We start from the raw sequence: 22,783 nt of genomic DNA on the forward strand, positions 1-22,783 counted from the left end.
GGGAGAAGTTGCTAAGGTAGGCAGGGGATTGGCCTAAGGATGTGAGTTGGCCCTATTTCATAGGCAAGCGAAGGCAAAGTCAACTAATGCATTCGAATTATTCGATCGATTGCAAAAACGCACGCCGAGTTTTCACAAACCCTCTGAGTAACTTTTCGCAGCGGTCGGCTATTCGCAGAATGAAGCCGTTATAGAGAAGTCTTGCGCGTGGCAAGCTCGGCCAGCTGATCAAGCTGTTGACGAAGATCTTCCAGCTTTTTCGGAAGTTCGGCGTTGGCAAGGTCGACATGATCGTCGTCGAACTCGCGCAGAATCTTCAGGGCGGGATTGTTTCGCTTTCCGAAGTTGGCTGCCATCCCCAGCAAACGATGCGCAGTAAACGAAAACTTCTTCGGATCACCGGCAGATAAGGCATCGAGCAACAATTGGTACTGCGGCTGGTAGTTTTCGCAGTACATCACCATCAGCTTGATCCGCAGGTTCTCGGGATACGAGGCCAATGGATCGTCGGCGACTTCGTCCTCTTCTGAGTCTTCCTGGTTCGTAGGCTCTACTTGGGACGCATCCCCTTTGGGAACGCCAGGCAAAAGCTGTAAGACGGAACGCAAACCTTCGAGTGTGACTGGCTTGGTCAGGTAGCCATCCATGCCTGCTTCGACCGTCTTACTGCGGAACGCTTCGGTCGCATGGGCAGTCAGAGCAATCACCAGCGGGCGACTGCGATCCGTTTCCAGGCAGCGTGTAATCAGCCGACGGAAGAAATCGAACCCGTCCCCATCCGGTAGCTCCAGATCCAGCAGAATCAGATCGGGCCATTTGTCCTGTATCTGCTCGAAGCCATCTTCGATCGAAACGGCGAATTGATGTGGCACAGCTAGTTCGGAAAGCATCGCACCGACCACCAATCGGTTGGCATCGACATCTTCGACCACCAAGACATGCGCTTTCGACAGTGCCGGCATCACCTCAACAGGTGCTGACTTGTCGTGCCCCCATTCATCTCGTACCGATGAGTCGCCAAACGAGCGAGCCATTGGCACTTCGATGATGAACGACGTACCGACCCCTAACTGGCTGACAACACGGATGCGGCCATCCATGGCTTCTACCAGGCGATAGGCAATGCTGAGCCCGAGCCCTGCCCCGCCATGCTTGTCGCGGTCTCGTTCAGCTTGCTTGAAAGGCTCGAAGATCACCTTCTGGTCTTCGGGCGAAATCCCAGGACCGGTGTCGGTGACGCTAAACGTAAACCAGACTTCGTGGGCCATGTGCCGCTGAATCTCGGCATCCACTGTCACACGGCCTGCGGTCGTGAACTTCAAGGCGTTTTGAATCAAGTTGACCAGGACCTGGCGAAAGCGGTTCTCGTCGCCGAGCACCCACAGGTCGAGCCCTTCTTTCATATTCAGCACTAATTCGAGCCCACGCTGCTGGGCCTGATGCTTGAACATGTCGACAACCTTTTCGATTGTCTCTTTGGGATTCAAGGGGGAACGTCGCAGCTTCAGGTCAGAGTCGACTTCCAGCTTCGACATATCGAGCAAGTCGGTGAGCAACCCCATCAGCGAATGAGCCGAGTCGTGAATCGTGTTGAGCAGCTTCTTCTGGTTGTCGACCAGTCGGCCTCGGAGCAGCACCTCCGAAAGTCCCAGGATCGCATTCATAGGGGTACGAAGCTCGTGGCTCATCTTTGCCAGGAAACGAGTCTTCTCTTGATTGGCCCCTTCGGCAAGTTCTTTGGCCGCCTTCAAGTCGTCCGCGTTCTGCCGAAGACGCTGAACCATCTTCTGCAGCTGGTTCACTGCCGGACGGAAAACAAACAAACCTTCCAGCAGCAACACGGCGAGTGTCACGATCAGCAAACCATGCTCGGTTCGCTTCAAGCTCGAGACGCGACTCTCAGCTTCCAGATCGTAGGCATAAACAATCTGATCCATCCCGGCGAGAAAGCCTTCTTCGTGCTCCATAATCTGACGAAGCGACGGTGTGATCTGGTTCAGTGGGATTTCATCATCTGGCGTCGCCAGGATCTGGGTCGTTGCCTCGCGAATCGATTGAAACTGTGGCTCAAGATCGGCATACAGTTGAGTAATCACGTCGCTATTGCTTCCCGGCAATCCCAACTTGATATCTCCATTTTGCAGCCCGAGATGAGACGATTCCCATAGCGCGAGAGCATCTCGCAATTCGCGGCGATCGGCCGACCGTTCAAAAGGATTGTCGGTCGTATGCATTTTTAGCGCAAGCTTGGTGATCTTCTGGCTCAACATACGTTGGCGCCCAGCAATATTGATCACCGTGGAATCGCTCAACTGGCGTTCCAGGCTGTGCTGGATAAGAACTTGCCCTGCGATCGTCAACAGGGCCACGGCACTCAGAGCGAGCACATAGAGGATCGTCAGACGATTGGCGGAGGACTTTGCAGTGGGAATCAATTCCCCCTGATCGGTCATAGAATTAAACCGTGCTCACGAATTCTTCGATTGCCAGCCCAAGATAATGGATCTTCTTGCGAAGGCTGGTACGCGTAATTCCTAGCATACGGGCCGCCTTGGCCTGATTGCCAGATGTCTTTCGAAGAATAATCGTCAAAACGTGGCGTTCCATTTCCATTACCGAGTCGGAGTACAAGTCGTTGGAGCCCGATTCGATCTTCTCCTGAATAAAGTCTTCCCAATCGCAAACGTGCGTTGCCAGCACATGGGCATCCAGCCCTTGATCTGATCTCGGCATATCGCGAAGGGCGTTACGCAGATAATCCCCGGCTATTACGGTTCCGCGCGACTCGATCAGGGCCCGACGCAGCACACTCCGCAGTTCCGCCACATTACCTGGCCAAGGGTAGTCGGAAAGAAGTCGCAGCGCTTCGGGAGAGGTGCGAACCGCACCCGATTGCGCAATTCGTTCTACGCGGCAAAACTGACCGACGAAGTGATCGACCAACTTCGGCAGGTCAGCTCCACGTTCCCGCAGCGATGGAATCCGAATCATGAACGCGTTCAGCAAGTAGTAAAGGTCGTGACGGATCACCCCTTCTGCAGTCAGGCGTTCCGCATTCTTGCTGGATGTGAATAGTAGAGTCGTGTTGACCGAAACAGGATCGTGCCCACCAACCCGTTCGAAGGTCTTGTCTTGGATGAAGCGAACCAACTTGCTCTGCAGGGCCTGGGGAATCGCGGAGATCTCTTCCAGCATCACCGTTCCGCCGTGGCACTGCTCGATCTTGCCGATGCGTCGATCGACCGCACCTGGCAACGAATTGGGTTCGTGCCCGAACAGTTCGCTTTCAAGCCATTCCGAGTTAAAGTCGCTGCAAACGACCTTCACGAATGGGCGATCTTTGCGGCGGCCGTGCTGATAAATGGCTCGGGCCACCAATTCTTTGCCGGTTCCGATTTCCCCTTCGATTAGCACAGGTACGTCATGCGCGGCAGCGCGGCCAATCGCCTTGTAAACTTCCTGCATCTCGGGACATTGCCCGATCAGATGATCCGCCCCGTCGATCATGGGATCGACCTGAGACGGAAGTTGCACCGGCATGAGCATGAGCCGGCGGCTTTCCAGGGCTTGCTGAGTCTTCTCGGCGACCTTTTCCAACTGAAGCGGTTTCGAGAGGAAATCGAAGGCTCCCTGTCGCATGGCTTCAATAGCAAGATCGCTGGAGTTTCGAGCGGTCACGAAGAGCACCGGAAGCCGGGCGTCGATTCGATTCACTCGGCCCAGTATCTGCAGACCTTCGCCATCCGGCAGCAGATGATCCAATATGAGCACGTCGGGACGAAACTGCACAAGTTGCTGCAGACCATACGCACCCGTTTCGGCATGCTGGATCCGCACGTCTTCCTGGCTTAGTGCCGTACTGACTACCGTCGCTACGCTAGGATCATCATCGATCACCAGCACACGACGTTCACGTTTCGTCCCGAGATAGTTTTGCGTAGTCAATGTGTCGTAGCGTCAAGGTATAGAGAGAGGTTCCGCCTGTCCGACTCAACCGATGCTCGACTGCATGCAATTCATGTACCAGTACTGCTAACAACAAGGAAGGTGGTGCCCTATCCCTTGTACATCACGTTACTTACGAAAGACGGCGGATAAGCGCTAACCGATAATATTCAGCAATAGGCTTTTTTACGCGCCGGAAATGCGTGCTTTTTAGGCACGAAAAAAGGGATGGCGATTCTAGCGCCATCCCTCCTTCGAGGAAATCTGTTCTGCGACCGTTTTCTTAGAACCGCAGCGTGAACTGGGTATAGAAGAAGTCGGCATCGCCGTCGTAGATCGCTGGATTCAAGGCATTCTGATCGCGGAAGTAGGTTCCGGTGAAGAAGTGCGAGTATCCAAAGATGATGTCCGAATGCGGCGTCAGTTGGCACTTGGCCATAAAGTCGAGTTCCTGACCGAGGTAACGCGATCCGGCTGGCGTGTAGCCAGGGTATGGGGCGTTGGTCACGGTATAAGGAACGTCGCTGGTGTCTTGTCGGTTGAACACGTGCCACCAGGCAATCAGCGTCCACGGATCGCATGGCTTGGCGGTCAGCTGAACGTTGAAGTCCTCGATATTGCGTCGAGCAAACAAGTCCATCCAGCCAAGGTAGGCGTGCCCCAGTGGGAACAACTGGTCGAAACCGTTGCCAATGATCGAGTCACCCGAAGCCCAGTCGTAATAGACCATCACTTTTGGCTTCCAGGCGACATCCTGGAACTGGTGACCAAGCCCGATCGTGAAGAACCCAGCGTCATGGTCGGCGCCCTGATATTCACCCGTCTGGTAAGCACCTTCCATTTCGTACAGCAAAAAGCCCTTTTCGCCAATCACTCGGCTACCCAGAGTCTGGTAGCGGAACGGCGACGAGTTGTTTTCGTAACCGAGCCAGTAAAGATCGATGTTCCCGAGGTCGCTCTTCTTATAGGTCGAGAAGATCCCGTAGAAAGACTGATCCTGGTTGGTCGAGTCCCAGTCGTACAGCGACTTGCGAATCGGTCGGGTCAGGAAGCCATCGATATCCCAGGCATCGCTACGATAGTACAACTTCAAACCGTCGAATCGACGACGAATGTTGGCCCAGTCCAGTGGCGAAACCAGACGCTGGCTACCGTACAACAGCTCTTGTCGGCCAAATCGACCGTACAGCGTTCCGTTGCCCGACTCCAACAGCTTGGTGTCGACAAACATGTTCTGCAATTCCCAGTAGTTTTCGTCGATCGGGCGGGGTGGCGCCGATTCGTACTGGCTGATTGCGTGTAGCATTTCCGCGTAAACACGGATGTTGTCGTTCACCTGATAGTTGGCATACAAACGAAGACGATGCAGCAGAAAATCGTCATCGACGCCGTTCAGGTACGGCTTCATGTTTTGTTCGTGGTGATATCGAGCACGGTATTCACCGCCGATATCGAGATAGCCGCAGTCTCCGACGCACATCCGCTTCAGGTCTTCGCCCAATAGGCACCCGTCGTAGCAGGGATCGCAGAGATACGAGAAGTCGTTGTCGAAGAACAGCGGCTTATAAGCACTCGCTGCTTTCTTCTTCAACTCGGCCATCTTTTTGGCGTCGCAAACTGGCGCCGCCATTTCCATGGAATTCGCGAAGTCCGCGTATTCCATGTTGTAACTAGTGGTTTCCGTCGGTACGGGCGGCAGCATGTCAGACGGCGAGATCTCGTCGTCTGTCACGAAGGTAACCGGTGCATACTGAACCGGTACCGAGTTCGTCGGTACCAATTCCTGGGCATGCAGCACCAGTGGTGTTCCCCCGCCGAAGCAGACCGCAAGTGCAGCCAGCCACAAGGTCATCGAGTGGGTCATGAGTCGTTGTTCCTTCAACGCCTGGTCATCCGTGGGTCGGTCCAATTCGTGGGGTATTGCTGCTTTCGGTCGCCAGCAACCAGGTTCTTCAGGGGATTTGGGCAGGATACTGGAATTGCGGCTCCGGGGAGGTCTGTTGAGCGAATGGTGACCGCATGTGGCGTGAGAATGGTCGCCATCCTGGGGACACCGCGTAAATAGTACGCTTGCTGTTTGCCGGATCTGCTGATCTGTCTTGCAGTTCGCTCCGGTCATTCTTTGACCGGGCCTTGGAGCCCAAACACCTGTAACTCGTTTCTCTAGCTCGAGTTGAGTAGTGGTCAAATATTTTTGGCACAGTCGTTGCTTTTTTAATTAACGACCACGACACCCTGGTGCGATGGCGTCCTCCCACGCTCTCCACCCATTCATCGAAACGATTGCCCCCGTTTTGGAACCACCAATCACTCAGGAATCGAGCATGAACTGGATCGGAAACTGGAAACGCCACTTCGCGGCTGCTTGTTTGATTGCCGCGGTTGCCTTTGTAGGTTGCAGCAAGGCAACCTCTTCGGGACCGAGCCTCGACGAACTTGACCTTAGCTCGTTGGCCGCGACTGCTCCCGCCTCTCCGGCAGGCGAAGAGCCCACCTCGCCAGAAACGAAGACATCCGAGACCTTCGCTCCCGCAATGGGTGCTCCGGAAAAGGTCAACTTGAAGCTTGGCTTTATCAAGCTGACCGACTGTGCTCCGCTGGTCATTGCTCGTGAGAAAGGCTTCTTTGCCGACGAAGGTCTGCAGGTCGATGTCGAAGCCCAGCCAAACTGGAAGACACTGCTCGATCGCGTGATTAATGGTGAACTCGACGGAGCCCACATGCTTTCGGGGCAGCCAATCGCCGCCACCATTGGCATCGGCACCGAAGCGCACATCGTCACCGCTTACACCCTGGACTTGAATGGCAACGGCATCACCGTCTCGAACAACATCTGGCAACAGATGCAAGAGAACGACCCAAAGCTGAAGAGCCCAACTCCTCCGCACCCAATTTCGGCTGATTCGCTCCGCCCCGTGGTGGAAGACTATAAGGCCAGCGGAACGCCACTGAAGATGGGCATGGTCTTCCCAGTTTCGACGCACAACTACGAACTGCGTTATTGGCTCGCTGCCTCTGGCATTCACCCTGGCATGTATACCGAAACCGACACCGTTGGCGAAACCAATGCGGACGTGCTGCTCTCGGTGACGCCCCCTCCGATGATGCCCACGGTTCTGGAGGCCGGCAACATTCAAGGCTACTGCGTGGGTGAACCTTGGAACCAGCAAGCCGTTGCCAAAGGCATTGGCGTTCCGGTCACCACCAACTACGACGTCTGGAAGAACAATCCAGAAAAGGTCTTTGGCGTGACTAAATACTGGAACGATGAAAACCCCAACACGCACATCGCCGTGGTCAAAGCTTTGATCCGCGCAGGCAAGTGGCTGGACGAAACCGACGCCGATGGCAACTTCGTGAATCGAGAAGAAGCATGCCGCATCTTGGCCAAGCCTAACTATGTCGGGGCCGACTACAACGTGATCAAGAACTCGATGACCGGCTTCTTCTACTTCCAGAAGTCGGACAAGCGCCCGATGCCCGACTTCAATGTCTTTTTCAAGTACCACTGCTCGTATCCTTGGTACAGCGACGGTGTCTGGTTTCTGACGCAAATGCGTCGCTGGGGACAAATCACCGAGCCCAAGCCAGCCGAGTGGTATCACGAGACCGCGAAGAAAATCTATCGCCCCGACATCTACCGTCAGGCCGCCGCGGCCCTGGTCGCTTCCGGCCAACTGACCGAGGACGAAATTCCTTCGCCGGAGACTGATGGCTATAAGCCTCCGACGGAAAAGGGTGACTTTATCGATGGGGTCATCTACGACGGGCACGACCCGATTGGCTATCTCAACGCCCACTCCATTGGCAACAAAGACCGCTAACTCGCGTAGTGGGGTGGCCGGGGGAGGCGCAGGCGGAAGCCACCTCCGGCCCGTTTCCGCGGACATCGGATCGAAACAATACCAACTCACGAAAGAGCTTGAATGAAATACAAAATCATCCGCATCTTGGACGTCGCCGGTCTTCGAGTATTCGAGCCGGTCGTCCTTCTTTGCTACGGCGAAGAACCTCGCGAACAACTCAAGAAAATTGGTCTCTATATCGTCATTCCCATCCTGGTGATGGTGGCCTGCGTGATTGCTTGGGATTTGATCGGACCACGGATCAAAACACGTGCCGGCGAAGTTCCTACGCCAGCCCAGGTCGTTACCGCCTACGATGGCATCGCCGACTTCCACAAACGCGAATACACCAAGGTCGCCGACTACAACATCGAAGGCGAAAAACGCGAAGCGGCATTGACCAAGACCCAAGAAGAGATCGCCGCCCTTGAAACCGATTGGGAAGCCATCGCTGCTCAGTGCGAAGACCTGCTGGAATCGCTGCTGGCCAAAGTGCCTGCCGAAGCAGCAGCCAAGAAAACTGAGATTGAAGAAGGCTGGCGCCAGCTTGTCGCCGATTTGAAGTCGGACCAAGCAACGGCCACCGATGCCGCGCGCCGCAAGTTCGCGTATGTCGAAGGGATCTCCGCTCAGTTCGTTTCGGCGAGCCTGTCCAAGTTGTCGGACGCCGTGACCAAGCAGGAGCAAGTCTACAAAAAAGATCAGCAGGCTCGGGCCAAGGACCTGGTGGCCATCGCCGCGAAGATTCAGGCCGACGACTACAAACAGAAGGTGGCGTATGTCCACCAGGTGAACGACCACCTCGCGAAAACCGGCCAAGAGAACGATCACTTGAAGTCGCTGCGTGCCGAGTTGTCGGAACGTCGCGGCAAGTCACTCCCTCAGGTCGAAGATCTCCGCCAACAGATCAGCAAGACAGGTCAGAAGGCAGAGTTCCTCGCCACGCGCGTGAACCTGCTGACCGATGGCAATCGTCAACAGAAGATCGACAAAGCCCAAGCCGAGATGGAAGATCTGAAACGAAAGTACGCGGTTGCCAGCGGTCCGGAAATGTTTGGTCTCGCACAGCAGTTAATCCAGCGAGAGGAACGCATCAACACGATCGCCACGAGCGAGTTCGCCAAGCCACCCACCTTTTTCGATCAGATCTGGACCAGCTTGAAGTGTGTCTTCACCGGCTTCTTCATTGCCACGGCGATTGCGATTCCGATTGGTGTTTTCTGCGGCATGAGTCGTGTGTTCATGGCCTCGATGACACCGCTGATCTCGTTGTTCAAACCAGTTTCTCCCATCGTCTGGTTGCCGATTGTGTTCTTCATCGTCGGTGCTTTTATCACGAAGCCAGACGAGGCCTGGGTTCAACCATCGTTCCTCAGCTCGGCGATCACCGTGGCTCTTTGCTCGCTCTGGCCGACGCTGGTGAACACCGCTCTGGGAGTCTCGGCAATCGACCAGGACCACCTGAACGTGGCACGGGTTTTGCGTCTCGGCCTATGGGACCGCTTGACCAAGATCATCATTCCTTCCGCCCTGCCCCTTATTTTCACTGGCTTACGTATCTCTCTGGGGGTCGGCTGGATGGTGCTCATTGCGGCAGAGCTTCTCTCCAGTAGCCCAGGCATTGGCAAGTTTGTCTGGGACATGTTCAACAACGGCTCTTCCGCCACATTTGCCCAGATGTTTGTCGCGTGTGGTTTTGTCGGGGTAATTGGTCTGCTGCTGGATCGGATCATGATCGTTTTCCAGCGCATGGTCAGCTTCGATGGTGCTCCGACCGGCCTGTAATTCAATGATTGCCAACGTCATACCTAAAGGAAAACGCCCTATGGCAATCCTGGAACTCGATAACGCTACGGTTGGCTTCGGTGAGTCGCATCGCCGATACACGGTGCTCGAAGGAGCCAACCTTCAGGTTCACGAAAACGAATTCGTCGCGATCATTGGCTTCTCCGGTTCGGGAAAGTCGACCCTCATCTCTCTCTTGGGCGGGCTCGTGCTGCCTAATGAAGGAGCAGCCCGCTTTAAAGGGCAGCAGATGAGCGGACCTGGTCCCGATCGAGGCATTGTTTTTCAGAATTATTCGCTGCTTCCTTGGCTGACCGTTCATGGCAACATCGAACTGGCCGTGAAGCAAGTCTTTCCGAAGATGTCGCGGAGCGAACGGCGGGACTACATCCAACACTACATCGATATGGTCAGCTTGACCGGTAGCGAAGGCAAACGCCCTTCGGAGCTTTCGGGTGGGATGCGGCAACGCCTCTCGCTGGCACGTACTTTGTCCATGCAACCCGAGGTGCTGCTGTTGGACGAACCGCTGAGTGCGTTGGATGCGCTTACGCGAAGCGTGCTACAAGACGAGATCATTCGCTTGTGGGAAGAAGACCGACGAACGGTCGTGATGGTGACCAACGATGTGGACGAAGCCGTCTTGATGGCGGACCGGATCGTACCGCTTACACCAGGTCCTGCGGCCACCCTCGGCCGTGAGTTCCCGGTGACGCTCGAGCGTCCTCGCGATCGAACGACCTTGAACTTCAATCCAGAGTTCAAAAAGCTGCGTAACGAAATCACGCGTTACATGATGGCGATCAACGAAGAAGCGAAGCAGTTGCGCGTCGCCTCCGAGTTGGTCCTGCCAGATGTGGAACCGATCCGAATCGGCGTCGCCTAACTCACACTGAAGGAATCCTGATGTCGCAAGAGAACCGCTTCGTCGAAATGTACCGCCTTGTTAAGGCGTACCCCAATCCATTCGGCGACGATGTGAAAGTCGTCGATGGTTTCAACCTGATCTTGAAGAAGGGAGAAGTCGTCAGCCTGATTGGTCATTCGGGATGTGGCAAATCGACCGTGCTGACCATGGTATCGGGCCTTAATCCGATTTCCTCAGGCAGCGTAGTCGTGGCGGGCAAAGAAATCTCGGGCCCAGGTCCAGACCGAAGCGTGGTGTTTCAAGCACCATGCCTGTTGCCCTGGATGACGGCGATCCAAAACGTACGCATGGGGGTCGACCGTGTTTACCCACATGCCACGCGAAACGAACGCCGCCAGATCTGCGAGTACTACTTGAGCATCGTCGGCCTGGCCGATTCGATGGACAAGTATCCTCGCGAGATGTCGGGCGGCATGCAACAGCGTGTCGGCATCGCTCGGGCCATCGCCTTGAAGCCGAACATGCTTCTTTTGGACGAACCGTTTGGCCGTCTCGATTCGCTCACGCGAATGGAACTGCAAGATGTCATTTTGAAGATCCTCGACAAAGAGAAGATCACCACGATGCTGGTGACGCACGACGTCGACGAAGCGATCTACATGGCCGACCGCATCTGCATGATGACCAACGGCCCGGCCGCCAAAGTGGGTCAGGTCTTGGAACTCCCTTTGCCACGCCCTCGTAACCGGGCCGAAACCTTAGAGCATCCGCTCTATTACGAACTGCGTGGGTCGCTGGTGTCGTTTCTGGAAGAACAAGAACGGCACAAGCATCACAAACCCAAGAAGTCAGAAGCCGAACAGCCGGCACCCGGCCTTAACGTCACGATCGCCGACGACGAAGCGACGTCGGATGTCTCCAGCAACGTCACCGCCAACGCTTAATGCTGAAAAGGACGAAACTTCGCATGACATCGACGATCGCACCTTCCATCGTGGCGAACACCACGGTTTGGATCTACGACGAAACGGCCGGCGGCCTGGTTGCCTCGGCTGGTTTTCCCGACATGCCTGCCGGCCCGCTGCATCACGACTTCGTCCTGACCTCTGTTGCCGAGCGCCGAGCCATGGTTCGCAGCGTCAGCGACGACACCCTCGAAATCGCCATGCCGCTGCTACTGACCGGCGAGGCGGCCGGGGCGGTCTTGTTTACCGTACACACGCCACCAGAGTGCAAGATCGCGCTCGAGATCTGGACACGAACCGAACGCGACGAACTCGGACTGCATCAATCGGTCTATCGCGGACTCGAGCGTTTCGAGCGCATCAGTCCGTATGTCAAATTTCCTCGTGGTTCCGGCCTTCCCGGCGAAACCTGGGACGATCGCAAGTCGCGGATCATCGCTCGTCTCGATCAATCGAAGGCGTTCATGCGTGCCGCTGGTGCTCGGGTAGAAGGCTTGCGTTATGGCCTGGGCATCCCGGTCATGGCAACCGAACATGAACTCGACTCGGTGCTGGTGATTTTGAGCACGGTCGACTTTCCGTTCCAACAGGCGATGGAAACCTGGGTTCCCAATGCCGACCAAACCGAACTGTCGCGGGTTCAGACTTCCTACGCGGAAGGCATCAAACCTTCCGAACGTGATCAAGTCGCTTACGGCGAAGGGCTGATTGGCCAATGCTTTGCCTCGCGGATTCCTCAGCTAACAACCTGCGCCGACGAAGACGCATCACTCGGCCCCATCTTCGAACAGGGTGCTCGATTCGCCTTGGCCCTTCCAGTTTTCAATGGTGATCGTCTGGTTCAAATCGTCACGCTGTTCGTTTAATAGAAGCGAGTCCTATGGCCATCGCCGACCAAAACTCGACATCTCAGCTCTCGTCAGGATTCGACCTGGTCGAGATGCTGCTTTCGGAACAGCAAGACCTGACAGCGGTGCAGCGATTTTCGCAGCGACACGATCAGCATAGCGATCCTTTGCTCGCGCCGACCTATCGCGAGCTGATCCCGCTCAGCGAACCAGGTCCTGGCGAGCAGTATGCGTTTGAAGTCGATCTGGACGCCTGCTCTGGCTGCAAAGCGTGTGTTGTCGCATGCCATAACATGAATGGGCTGGAAGAGTCCGAAACATGGCGTCGCGTTGGCATGCTGCAAAGCTCGATGCCGACGTCGCCTGCCGTTCAGCATGTGACGACGGCCTGTCATCACTGCGTCGAGCCGGGGTGCATGCTCGGTTGCCCGGTGCAAGCGTACGAAAAAGATCCTCAGCTCGGTATCGTCGTGCACCTCGACGACCAATGCATCGGCTGCAAGTATTGCACGCTAATGTGCCCATACGACGTCCCGAAGTTCAGCGAGTCGAAGGGCATCGTCCGCAAATGTGACATGTGTCGACATCGACTGGCAGAAGGCGAAGCTCCGGCCTGCGTGCAGTCGTGCCCGAACGCCGCGATCAAAATCACCGTTGTCGCTCAGGATGCCATCGCCGCCGAGGCTTCTGAAGGAACGTTCCTGCGCGGAGCCGCGAACCCTCGGATCACCAAGCCAACGACCCGTTACATCGGCAAGAACCGTTTAAGCGAAGCGATGTTCTCGGCGGGCGTACAACAGGTTCTCCCGAATCATACTCACTTGCCGCTGGTTGGCCTGCTGACTTTAACCCAGGCCGCCCTTGGCATGCTGATCGCCAGCGTTGTCGTACAGTTCTTCTTCGGTAGTGCCGTTACCAGTGCCATTTTGGCGACGATCGCCGCTGTGATTGGCCTGGCGGCTTCCGGGGCTCACCTCGGCCGACCGATGTATGGGTTCCGTGTGTTCCTCGGATTGCGAACCTCCTGGCTCAGCCGCGAAGCAGTTTTAATGCCTGCCTTCGCCGGGCCATTGGTCGGCTACGCGGCGTCGTACTTCGTACCGATGCTCGAACCGTTCCGGCTGATGATGGGTCTTGCCGCGATCGGCGGCGGGATGATCACGATCTTTTGTTCGGCGATGATATACATCGTCACCCGCCGACCGTTCTGGAAAGAGTCGCTTACATTCGCCAAGTTCGGCACCACGATCGTATTGGGCGGGTTCGCCGCCGCGAGCCTTGAAGGAACGATCCACGCTAGTTCGTTCATCATCGGGACGATCGCAGCCACCATCCTGGTAACGACGGCCCGCCTGGCGTTGGAATATCAGTTGTGCTCGCAGGTCTCAAAGCCGCTGACCGATCCGCTGGCCCGTTCGGCTTACTTGATCCTGGGTCCCTTGAAAGGCCTCGGCTGGAGCCGCATTAGTTTGTGGACCGTCGGAGGCATCGTCCTGCCGGCGATCCTGCCGCTGACCAGCGGCACCGTTTCGATCGCAATCGCCGGGCTGTCGCTGGCATGCCTGGTTGCGGCGGAACTGATCGATCGAGCGTTGTATTTCGCCGCGGAATCGACCCCTGCCATGCCCAATTTGCCGAAGTAGGAGAAGGCACACTATGTCGTCCGCAACTGAACCGAATCCGCTGCAGCAGTTGATCTACGCCAAGACCGGGGCGTTGACCCGCGACTTGCTTCTTCATCCTGGCGAGTTCGGGCTGGGTAAAGTCCCCGCTTCGATCAAACCGGATGGCACGACCACCTCGGTCTGCGGATTCTGCTCGACGGGGTGCGGACTCGAACTGCACATGAAGGATGGCAAGGCGGTCAATCTTAGCCCGTCGGTCGACTGGCCGGTGAACCTGGGCATGGCATGTCCGAAAGGCTGGGAGTCGCTCACGGTTCTGAAAGCCAATGACCGAGCCACGGCGCCGCTGCTCAAAGGAGCCGACGGCAAGCTGGCTCCTGTTTCCTGGGATGACGCGATGAAGACGTTCTGCGAGCGTTTTCAAGACATCCAAGCGAAGCACGGCAACGACTCCGTGGCATTCCTTTCCACGGGTCAGATTGCTACGGAAGAAATGTTCTTCCTCGGCGCGCTCGCCAAGTTCGGCATGGGCATGCTGCACGGGGACGGCAACACGCGGCAATGCATGGCCACCGCCGTGGTCGCCTACAAAGAATCGTTCGGGTTCGACGCACCACCCTTCACCTATGCCGACTTTGAAGAATCGGACGTGCTGGTCTTTGTCGGATCGAACCTTTGCATCGCGCATCCCATCATGTGGGAACGCGTCCTGCGGAATCCGCATCAACCGAAGATCATCGTCATCGATCCTCGCCGTACCGAAACAGCCGTCGCCGCGACACACCATTTGCCGCTGAAGCCGAAGACCGACCTCGCCCTGCTCTATACGATCGCGAACGTGCTGATCGAGAACGATTGGATCGACACGAACTACATCGCCAATCATACCGTCGGATTCGATGACTTCCGGCAGTACGTCGCCGAATACCGCCTGGAAGATTCGCTCGAAAACTGCGGACTTCCCTCGGCCGATGTCATGGAAGTCGTCAAGGCGATTCACGAAGGACAGCGTGTTTCGTTCTGGTGGACCATGGGGGTGAATCAAAGCCACCAGGGAGTTCGCACCGCCCAGGCAATCATTAACCTGGCGATGATGACCGGTAACATCGGTCGCCCTGGGACCGGAGCCAACTCGGTGACTGGTCAGTGCAATGCCATGGGCTCGCGTTTGTTCAGCAACACGACCAATTTGCTTGGCGGCCACGACTTCCGTAATGCCGACCATCGGCAGAAGATCGCTGACACGCTGAACATTCCGGTCGGCAACATCCCCACCGAAAACAGTTGGTCGTACGATGGAATCATGGAAGGGATTCGCCGCGGCGATATTCGCGGTTTGTGGGTGATCGCCACGAACCCGGCCCACTCGTGGATTCATCAGAAGGAAGCACACGAGACCCTGTCGAAGCTGGACTTCCTGGTCGTTCAAGACATGTACCACTCGACCGAAACGGCCGTTCGTGCCGACCTGGTTTTGCCGGCGGCTGGTTGGGGAGAGAAGGAAGGTACCTTCATCAATTCCGAACGTCGGATCGGGCTGCACAAGAAAGTAGTTCCGGCCCCAGGGCAAGCCTTGGCCGACTTCCAGATCTTTCGCCTCGTTTCCCATTACTGGGGATGCGGGTCGTTGTTTGAAAACTGGAAGACGCCGGAAGATGTATTTCAGGCGATGAAGCAATGCTCCCAGGGGCAACCTTGCGACATCACCGGCATTCGCGACTATCGCATGCTGGACGATGCCCGCGGTGTGCAGTGGCCGACCCGCCAGGACGAAAGCACTGGCGACGACTGGATGCCTGCCCAGCAGCGGCGTTTGTTTGAAGATGGTCAGTACTTCCATGCCGACGGTAAGGCACGCTTCATCTTCGAGCCGCCGCAAGCACCCAACGAAGAGCCGAGCGAAGACTTCCCGCTGCGACTATTGACCGGTCGCGGAACGGCGGCGCAGTGGCATACGCAAACCAAGACTTCCAAATCGGCCGTCCTGCGAACGCTTTACTCGACAACCCTCCTGATCGATGTCAGCCCCGACGATGCTGCTGCCTTGCAATTGCTGCCGCACGATAAAGTACTGGTGCAATCGGCACGCGGAGAAATCGAGGCCCGGGTCAACATCACCGGCAGCGTTCAGTCAGGGCATGTTTTCCTGCCGATGCACAACGAGCTGACCAATCGGCTGACCTTCCCACAGTTTGATAGCTACTCGCGGCAGCCATCGTATAAGAACGCCGCCGTGCGAATCGTGAAGCCTTCTTAGCGTGCAGAACACGCTGCCGACTGCATAGATCGAAGGCACGTTTTTGCCGCCGATGCTGGCAGTGATCACAGACTGACCACCCTGGTTCTACACTCTTTGACTTTAAATAGGACCACTTGGTCCTATTTCTCCATGACTTACGTCATGGGAGTTCGATTCAACCGAAAACTCGGCACGTTCTTTGCAATCTCGCCTCAACATCGACTCGATCTCGTTGCTCTCAGGAATGATTCCTCCGTGCATCAGTTGCATTCCGCCAACCAGACAGCCGCCGCCACGCCCCGTTCGCTCGGGCGAATGGTCGTTGTCGGCAATGGCATGGTCGGACATGCATTTTGCCAGGCCATGGTACGGCGGGGCGGTCACGAAGCGTGGCAGATCGATATCTTCGGCGAAGAGCCGCATGCCGCTTACGATCGCGTTCGCCTGACAAAGCTATTTCGCGAGCCAGAGTCGTCGCTTACCCTTTCGCCTCGAGAGTGGTACGAACAGGTCGGCGTGAACCTGGTGACCTCGCAGAAGATCCACCGCATTAATTGCGTCGACAAACAAGTCATTTGCCAGGATGGCAAGCGGTATGCGTACGACCGCTTGGTCCTTGCCACCGGAAGTCGCCCCTTCGTGCCGCCGATTGAGGGCGTCAACCTGCCCGGCGTGTTCCTTTACCGCACGCTCGACGACCTGGAGCAGATTCGCGCGTACGCTTCCCGTTGCCGATCTGCGGCGGTGATGGGGGGTGGCCTGCTCGGGCTGGAAGCAGGCAAGGCGGTGCTCGATTTGGGGCTGGAGGCACACGTCCTCGAAGTTGCTCCGAGCCTGATGCCTCGGCAGCTCGATACCGCAGGGGGTGCCCTGTTAAAGTCCCGCGTTGAAGAGCTCGGCGTTCATGTTCACCTGCTTTGTCGCTGCGACCGCATCGAGGCGATCGGGCCTGGGTTGAGAATGCACTTCGTCAATGGCGAGACGCTTTGTGTCGATATGCTGATCATTTCGGCCGGGATTGTTCCGCGAGATGAATTGGCCCGCGATGCCGACCTGACCATTGCTCCGCGCGGCGGTATCGTCGTGAACGATCGTCTTCGCACATCGAACGCCAACATCTTTGCCATCGGCGAATGTGCCGTGCATCGCGATAAGCATTATGGACTGGTTGGCCCTGGCATTCAGATGGCCGAAGTCCTCGCCGCCAACTGCTGCGGCGAGGATGCCACGTTCGAGTATGGCGATCAATCCGCGAAGCTTAAGCTGATGGGTGTCGACGTCGCGGCTCTTGGCGATGCCCTCGGCGAAACACCGAACTCGCTGATTGTGCATAGCCATACCGACGACTCCTACCGCAAGCTGATCTTCGCCGGGAATCGCGTGGTGGGTGCCACCGCTGTTGGCGAATGGGATGAGATCGATCGTGTTCGTGATTTCATCACCCACTCGCGACGCTTGTGGCCGTGGCAAATCGCTCGCTTTCGCCGGACGGGTCGGCTGTGGCCGGAAGATGCCCTGCAAAGTCCGTGGGATTGGCCCGAGGGCGCGGTGGTTTGCAGTTGCGTCGGTGTCACCAAGGGACGCATTTGCGAAGTTGTTGCCGAAGGTGCCGCCGATGCCGAGACGGTCACTCAACTGACGCGTGCTTCTTCCGTTTGCGGAACTTGCCGACCTTTGGTCCAGCAGCTTTGCGGACAACGGCCAACGACCGATGCCTCTCATTCGTGGAAGGTTCTGCTCGCCAGTTCTGCGCTGACACTGGCTTTGATCGCGTTGATGCTGATTGTCGGCCCCCTCCCCTTCTCCGATTCGGTCCAAACCAACTGGCATTCCATCGATGCGATCTGGCGTACCGAGATGCCCAAGCAAGTGACTGGGTACACGATTTTTGGGCTGACAGTGCTGGGGCTCGTCTTTTCACTTCGCAAACGAATTGCTCGCTGGAACTGGGGTGACTTTGCCTGGTGGCGAGTCGCTCACGCGGTGTTAGCGACGCTGGCGGTGGCAGGCCTGGCGCTGCACACCGGATTTCAATTCGGATCGAACTTGAACTTGGTTCTGGTCAGCGTGTTTCTGGTGGTGAATGTCACCGGAGGGATCACAGGCCTCCTCGTTTCGCTCGAGAACCGTATCTCTGGCACTCTTGGAATTTGGATTCGACGCTGGCGACCTCGCATGGTGCTGGTTCATCTGCTGCTGTTTTGGCCGTTACCTGTATTGCTGCTGTTTCATCTCATCACGGTGTATTACTTCTAAGTTATGTCTTCCTGGATTTATGCCCTGGTCTGGTTCGCGCTGTCGCTGCTGGTTGGCAGCAGTCTCGGCATGATCCTGCTGACGGAAGATCATTCCTGGAAGATGGTCTATCTGCCCGGCAAGACCACACATGGGCATTATCAAATCGAAATGAAGTGCTCGGAGTGCCACGATCCCGAGTTGGGCGTGACCAGCAAATCGTGCTTGAAGTGTCACGAAGAAGAGCTGAAAGAAGCCAACGACACCCACCCCGCCAAGAAGTTCAACGACCCGGTCAACGCGGCCCGGCTGGCCGTCCTGGATGCCCAGAACTGTATCACTTGCCATAAAGAGCACGCTCCCGCCGAAACGCATGCGATGGGCGTGTCGATGCCGGAAGACTTTTGTTTCCAGTGCCATCAAGAGATCGCCGATGAACGCCCGAGCCACAAAGGGATGAAGTTCAATTCGTGCCAGACCAGCGGCTGCCATAACTATCACGACAACCGCGCCCTCAACGAAAACTTCCTGCGTAAGCATCTCGACGAAATCGGCAACCTTCCGCAGCAAGTCGTGCCCGAGCGCAACGCACTGACTCGCTATCTCGCCGAACAATCTGAACCCATCGATCCGCTGACCGCAGCGGATGCCCGGTATCACTCGAGCGTCCCTCACCATCCGCAGTTGATCGACGACTGGGCCAAGTCAGTGCATGCCCAGGTCGGCATCAACTGCAACGATTGCCATACCCAGTCGAACGACAACGGAAAGTGGCAGAACAAAGTACCGCTGGCGACCTGTCAGAAATGCCATGCCAACGAAAGCGATGGTTTCCTGCAGGGAATGCATGGGATGCGACTGGCAGCGGGACTTTCGGCCATGACGCCTGGCATGGCCCGATTACCGATGAAGCACGATATGCTGCACGCCGAACTTTCGTGCAGCTCTTGCCATGCTCCGCACGACACCGACGTTCGCGTTGCGGCGATGCAGGCCTGCGTAAAGTGCCACGACGATTCGCATACCAAGGCGTATCAAAACTCGCCGCACGCCCGACTTTGGCAGCAGGAACTTCGGGGAGAGTTACCGCCAGGCAGTGGCGTTTCGTGTGCGACTTGCCATATGCCACGCGAGGTCTCCGGCAGTTCCAAGTCGCCCAAGGTAACAGTGCAGCACAATCAGAATGCCAACCTTCAGCCGAACGAGACGATGGTTCGTAACGTTTGCTCGAATTGCCACGGCCTTCAGTTCAGCCTGGATGCGATGCACGACCCGAAGCAGATCGAGCAGAACTTTGCCGAGACGCCAGCGCACTCGGTCGAGAGCCTGAAAATGGTCCGCCAGTGGTTTGATCGCAAGAAACCATCGACGCCATAAATCACCTTATCCCAATCGTGCCACGTTGTTCGCCTTTTGCCATACAACCCTTGAAAACGGGAGAATGAAATGAACAAGGTCTTGGGAATCGTTTGCGGTTTGATTGTCATTGGTTCAACAACCGTGGCGCTGACCGGCTGCGGGAACAGTACTCCAGCGCCGGTTCCGGCGGCGGGTGGCATCACGCCGAAACAGTTTGCCAATGCGGTCCATGCCGTGATGATGGCTGATCGTACGGTCTATGCGACGCACATCGTGACGCGTCTGAAAGAGCAAGGCAGCGAAGTTAAACCAAGTGAATATTGGCAAGACGAAGAAGGCACAATCCCGCTGCCGGCGCAGATGTTTCGGATGGGCTCCGAGATTGTCGACAGCAATGAGGAAGCTGGCTTCACCTATGCCTTAAAGTCGCTGTGGCCGTTGAATCCTCAGAACACGCCCAAGTCTGATCAGGAAATCGAAGGCCTCAAGTTCGTGGCCGAGAACCCCGGCGAAAACTTCTATGGCGAAGAGAAGCTGGGCGACAAGACGTACTTCACCGCGGTCTATGCGGACAAGGCAGTGGCCAAGGCTTGCTGGGATTGCCACAACAATCACTCCGACCGAGGCGCCGATTACCCTGAGTTTAAAGAGGGTGACGTGATGGGTGGCGTGGTCGTTCGGATCCCCTTGGACTAAGGAAGCCAGTCAGCACAACCGTCACGATTGCTTCATCTGGATCGCGTGGCAGCGAGGTTTACCGCCTTGTCGGTCGGCAACGCGATTGCCTTCCGATTCATGGTGTCTGGCAACATAAGCTTTTCAGGAACGTTCTTTTCATTCCTGAGGGCAAGTTGATGTCGAAACCGGGCACTCGTGACCGACGCAGGCAATTCTGGGTCGATCCTGAAGTTCAAGGTGGTTTGGCGATGCGAGTCGCCATGTATTGGATGATCTGTCTGCTGAGCGTCGGCGCGGTAATGATCATCGGCGCGGCACTCGGCGATCTGAATTCTCCGGTAACCGCGGCGAGCAACGCCTTATGGACTTACTTCATTCCCTCGGCCGTGGTTAGCTTGTTCGTGCTGCCCATCATGATTCTGGACAGCATCCGCCATAGCAATCGCTTCGTCGGGGCCATCGCGAGATTCCAGAAGGCGATGACACGTCTGGCCGACGGAGAAACGGCAAGTCCCTTGATCCTGCGCGAAGGGGATGCCTGGAAATGCCTGGCAGAGCAATACAATCGGATTGCCCTGCGTATAGAAGAACTCGAGTCCGCTCAGAACGAGCCGCCCGCTGAAGCCTCTTCCCCAAAAAAGGAAGAGGCACTTTCGCCTTAGACAAAGATGGCTTTGGGCGCGGCCTATCGGCGGTCGCGTCCACCACCACTTCCGCTGCCACGACGACGACGACCATTATTCCGTCCGCCTCGTTCATGAGGACGTGCCGGTGGAGCCGTTTCGTGACGGGTGATATTGGCGTCGACCATAGCCGAAACCGCATCGGTCCACGAAGGAATCTTCTTGTGCTTATCCTTCGGCCGATCTTCCTGGTCGTCGTCACGACGGCGACGTGTGGAACGCGAACGACCACGTGCTGGTGCAGGTGCGTCGTCGACGTCATCTTCCAAATCGATGTCGATGTCTAAGTCGTCATCGTCATCGAAGTCGTCGTCATCACCGCGGCTATCGCTGCGGCTTTCGCTGCGTCGATCGCTAAGTGATTCGGTCGACGAATCGCCATCAGAAGACTTACGCGAACGACGGCGACGGCGGCGACGACGCGTTGGGCGCGGTTCATCATCACCATCTTCCTGGTCGTCACGCGAGTCGCGACTTTCAACTTCCGCGTCCACATCCAAGTCGGCGTCAGCGTCGGCGTCGAAATCGTCATCCGACGGACGTTCCCGGGCAGTCACTTCAGTATCGTCGTCACCCGATCGCGAACGGCGACCACGACGGCGTCCTCGCGAGCGGCGACCACGCTTGCTCGATCGGACTTCCGATTCTTCTTCTTCGTCTTCGCGTGAATCGTCTTCCGCTTCGGCGACTGGCTCTTCGTCGCTGGTACCTTCGTCCAGGAAGATGCCATCGAAGCCCTTGAAATCGTCGTCGCTGGTGGGAACCGACTTGCCGCCGGAGCGTCCCATCAACTGCGAAGCACGGGCTTCTTCAGGCGAACGCTCCACTGGTTTCTTGAATGCGGCGAGATGAGGACTCTCGACGTCTTCTTCGGTTGCCTCTGGTTCTGGCTGTGGTTCCGGCTCAGGCGCCTTCTTCACTTCCGGGGCAACCGCTTCGAGAACGACCGGCTCTTCTTCGACAGCCGCTTCTTCTTCGTCTTCGTACTCTTCTTCTTCCTCTTCTGCGGCGGACAAGCCGAGCATCGACGAGAGCGAGGCCCAGTGGCTACGCTTCTTGCTCTTCTTCTTGCGTGGCTTCGGAGGGGCTTCGGCGACGACTTCTTCCGTCGCGGCGACAGGTTCTTGATGAGGAGGTTCGACGATCTCTTGATTGTCGACGGGGCCGTCAGAGACTTGCGAAAGTTCGTCTTCGACCTGGATGTTTGCTTCTTCGGTGGTCGCTTCCGCTTCCTCCGCAGCTTCTTCTTCGGCTACTTCCGCAACCGCTTCTGCTTCCTTAGCGGCAGCTTCCGCTTCGGCGGCTGCTTGCTCGGCGGCCTGTTTGGCAGCGGCTTCAGCAGCTTCGGCTTGCGCCAATTCTTCTTTCGAAATCGCCCCGATTTCAGCGGCGAGAGAACGCCAATGTCCGGCTTTGTTAGAACTGCTCATGTACTGATACCCGGTGTCCGGGCAATGCCTTCCTGCATTTAAAAGGTGTCCCCCACGGGGTACTTGCGGGCCTACTCCAGGCTCTACGCGGTGACCTCACGTTTCTTACGACAAATTTGCGGTCACCAACCCTGACGGCGGGGATGCTTGCATATTCCTGCCATCATACCGCGGAGGGATTATTTTGGGAAGGTGATTCAGGCTCAGAAGATACGCCCGCCGTCAAGGTCCCCCCAATCCCTCAAGAAATAACAACACGCCAAGTCGTCTCGCAAACG

The 22,783-nt window shown here is 56.7% G+C and carries 15 protein-coding genes; 11 read left to right on the forward strand and 4 right to left on the reverse strand.

Features of this window, described 5'->3' with window-relative positions; translation table 11 throughout:
- Positions 1-188: 188 nt before the first annotated feature.
- From ABD890_RS19530 to ABD890_RS19540, 3 genes are all read right to left on the reverse strand, one after another.
- The gene (locus ABD890_RS19530) at positions 189-2,453 is read right to left on the reverse strand and encodes an ATP-binding protein (protein ID WP_345093715.1); all 2,265 of its coding nucleotides are present in this window, start codon (positions 2,451-2,453) and stop codon (positions 189-191) included.
- A gap of 4 nt (positions 2,454-2,457) precedes the next feature.
- Complete coding sequence (locus tag ABD890_RS19535) at positions 2,458-3,945, reverse strand: sigma-54-dependent transcriptional regulator (protein WP_345093716.1); 1,488 nt, start codon at positions 3,943-3,945, stop codon at positions 2,458-2,460.
- 283 nt (positions 3,946-4,228) lie between these two features.
- The gene (locus tag ABD890_RS19540) at positions 4,229-5,809 is read right to left on the reverse strand and encodes an alginate export family protein (RefSeq protein WP_345093717.1); all 1,581 of its coding nucleotides are present in this window, start codon (positions 5,807-5,809) and stop codon (positions 4,229-4,231) included.
- Between the two features lie 460 nt (positions 5,810-6,269).
- Here ABD890_RS19540 and ABD890_RS19545 point away from each other — a divergent pair, with 460 nt between their 5' ends.
- The 11 genes from ABD890_RS19545 (at position 6,270) to ABD890_RS19595 (ending at position 21,054) form a co-directional block, all read left to right on the forward strand.
- Positions 6,270-7,769 (forward strand): CmpA/NrtA family ABC transporter substrate-binding protein, encoded by a 1,500-nt coding sequence (locus tag ABD890_RS19545; protein ID WP_345093719.1) that lies wholly within the window; start codon positions 6,270-6,272, stop codon positions 7,767-7,769.
- A gap of 102 nt (positions 7,770-7,871) precedes the next feature.
- Positions 7,872-9,575, forward strand: a complete 1,704-nt coding sequence (locus ABD890_RS19550; RefSeq protein ID WP_345093721.1) for an ABC transporter permease — start codon at positions 7,872-7,874, stop codon at positions 9,573-9,575.
- Between the two features lie 40 nt (positions 9,576-9,615).
- Positions 9,616-10,461, forward strand: coding sequence for an ABC transporter ATP-binding protein (locus ABD890_RS19555; RefSeq protein WP_345093723.1), 846 nt, complete (start codon positions 9,616-9,618; stop codon positions 10,459-10,461).
- Between the two features lie 20 nt (positions 10,462-10,481).
- Positions 10,482-11,387 carry an ABC transporter ATP-binding protein gene (locus ABD890_RS19560; protein ID WP_345093725.1) on the forward strand — a complete coding sequence of 302 codons (906 nt, stop codon included), beginning with the start codon at positions 10,482-10,484 and terminating at the stop codon, positions 11,385-11,387.
- A 23-nt stretch (positions 11,388-11,410) separates the two neighbouring features.
- Positions 11,411-12,274: a hypothetical protein gene (locus ABD890_RS19565; protein WP_345093727.1), complete on the forward strand. Its 864-nt coding sequence runs from the start codon at positions 11,411-11,413 to the stop codon at positions 12,272-12,274.
- A 14-nt stretch (positions 12,275-12,288) separates the two neighbouring features.
- On the forward strand, positions 12,289-13,899 hold the full coding sequence (locus tag ABD890_RS19570; protein ID WP_345093729.1) for a DmsC/YnfH family molybdoenzyme membrane anchor subunit: 1,611 nt from the start codon (positions 12,289-12,291) through the stop codon (positions 13,897-13,899).
- Between the two features lie 13 nt (positions 13,900-13,912).
- On the forward strand, positions 13,913-16,138 hold the full coding sequence (locus tag ABD890_RS19575) for a molybdopterin oxidoreductase family protein (RefSeq protein WP_345093731.1): 2,226 nt from the start codon (positions 13,913-13,915) through the stop codon (positions 16,136-16,138).
- A gap of 237 nt (positions 16,139-16,375) precedes the next feature.
- Positions 16,376-18,376: an FAD-dependent oxidoreductase gene (locus ABD890_RS19580; protein WP_345093733.1), complete on the forward strand. Its 2,001-nt coding sequence runs from the start codon at positions 16,376-16,378 to the stop codon at positions 18,374-18,376.
- A gap of 3 nt (positions 18,377-18,379) precedes the next feature.
- Positions 18,380-19,732 carry a cytochrome c3 family protein gene (locus ABD890_RS19585; RefSeq protein ID WP_345093735.1) on the forward strand — a complete coding sequence of 451 codons (1,353 nt, stop codon included), beginning with the start codon at positions 18,380-18,382 and terminating at the stop codon, positions 19,730-19,732.
- A 69-nt stretch (positions 19,733-19,801) separates the two neighbouring features.
- On the forward strand, positions 19,802-20,410 hold the full coding sequence (locus ABD890_RS19590) for a Tll0287-like domain-containing protein (RefSeq protein WP_345093737.1): 609 nt from the start codon (positions 19,802-19,804) through the stop codon (positions 20,408-20,410).
- A gap of 158 nt (positions 20,411-20,568) precedes the next feature.
- Entirely contained in the window at positions 20,569-21,054 is a 486-nt protein-coding gene (locus ABD890_RS19595; protein ID WP_345093739.1) for a hypothetical protein, read from the forward strand.
- Between the two features lie 23 nt (positions 21,055-21,077).
- Here the strand turns inward: ABD890_RS19595 and ABD890_RS19600 are convergent, their stop codons facing one another.
- On the reverse strand, positions 21,078-22,505 hold the full coding sequence (locus tag ABD890_RS19600) for a hypothetical protein (protein ID WP_345093741.1): 1,428 nt from the start codon (positions 22,503-22,505) through the stop codon (positions 21,078-21,080).
- Positions 22,506-22,783: the final 278 nt, after the last annotated feature.

The sequence above is a fragment of the Bremerella cremea genome, assembly GCF_039541315.1.
GTDB classification, from domain to species: domain Bacteria; phylum Planctomycetota; class Planctomycetia; order Pirellulales; family Pirellulaceae; genus Bremerella; species Bremerella cremea.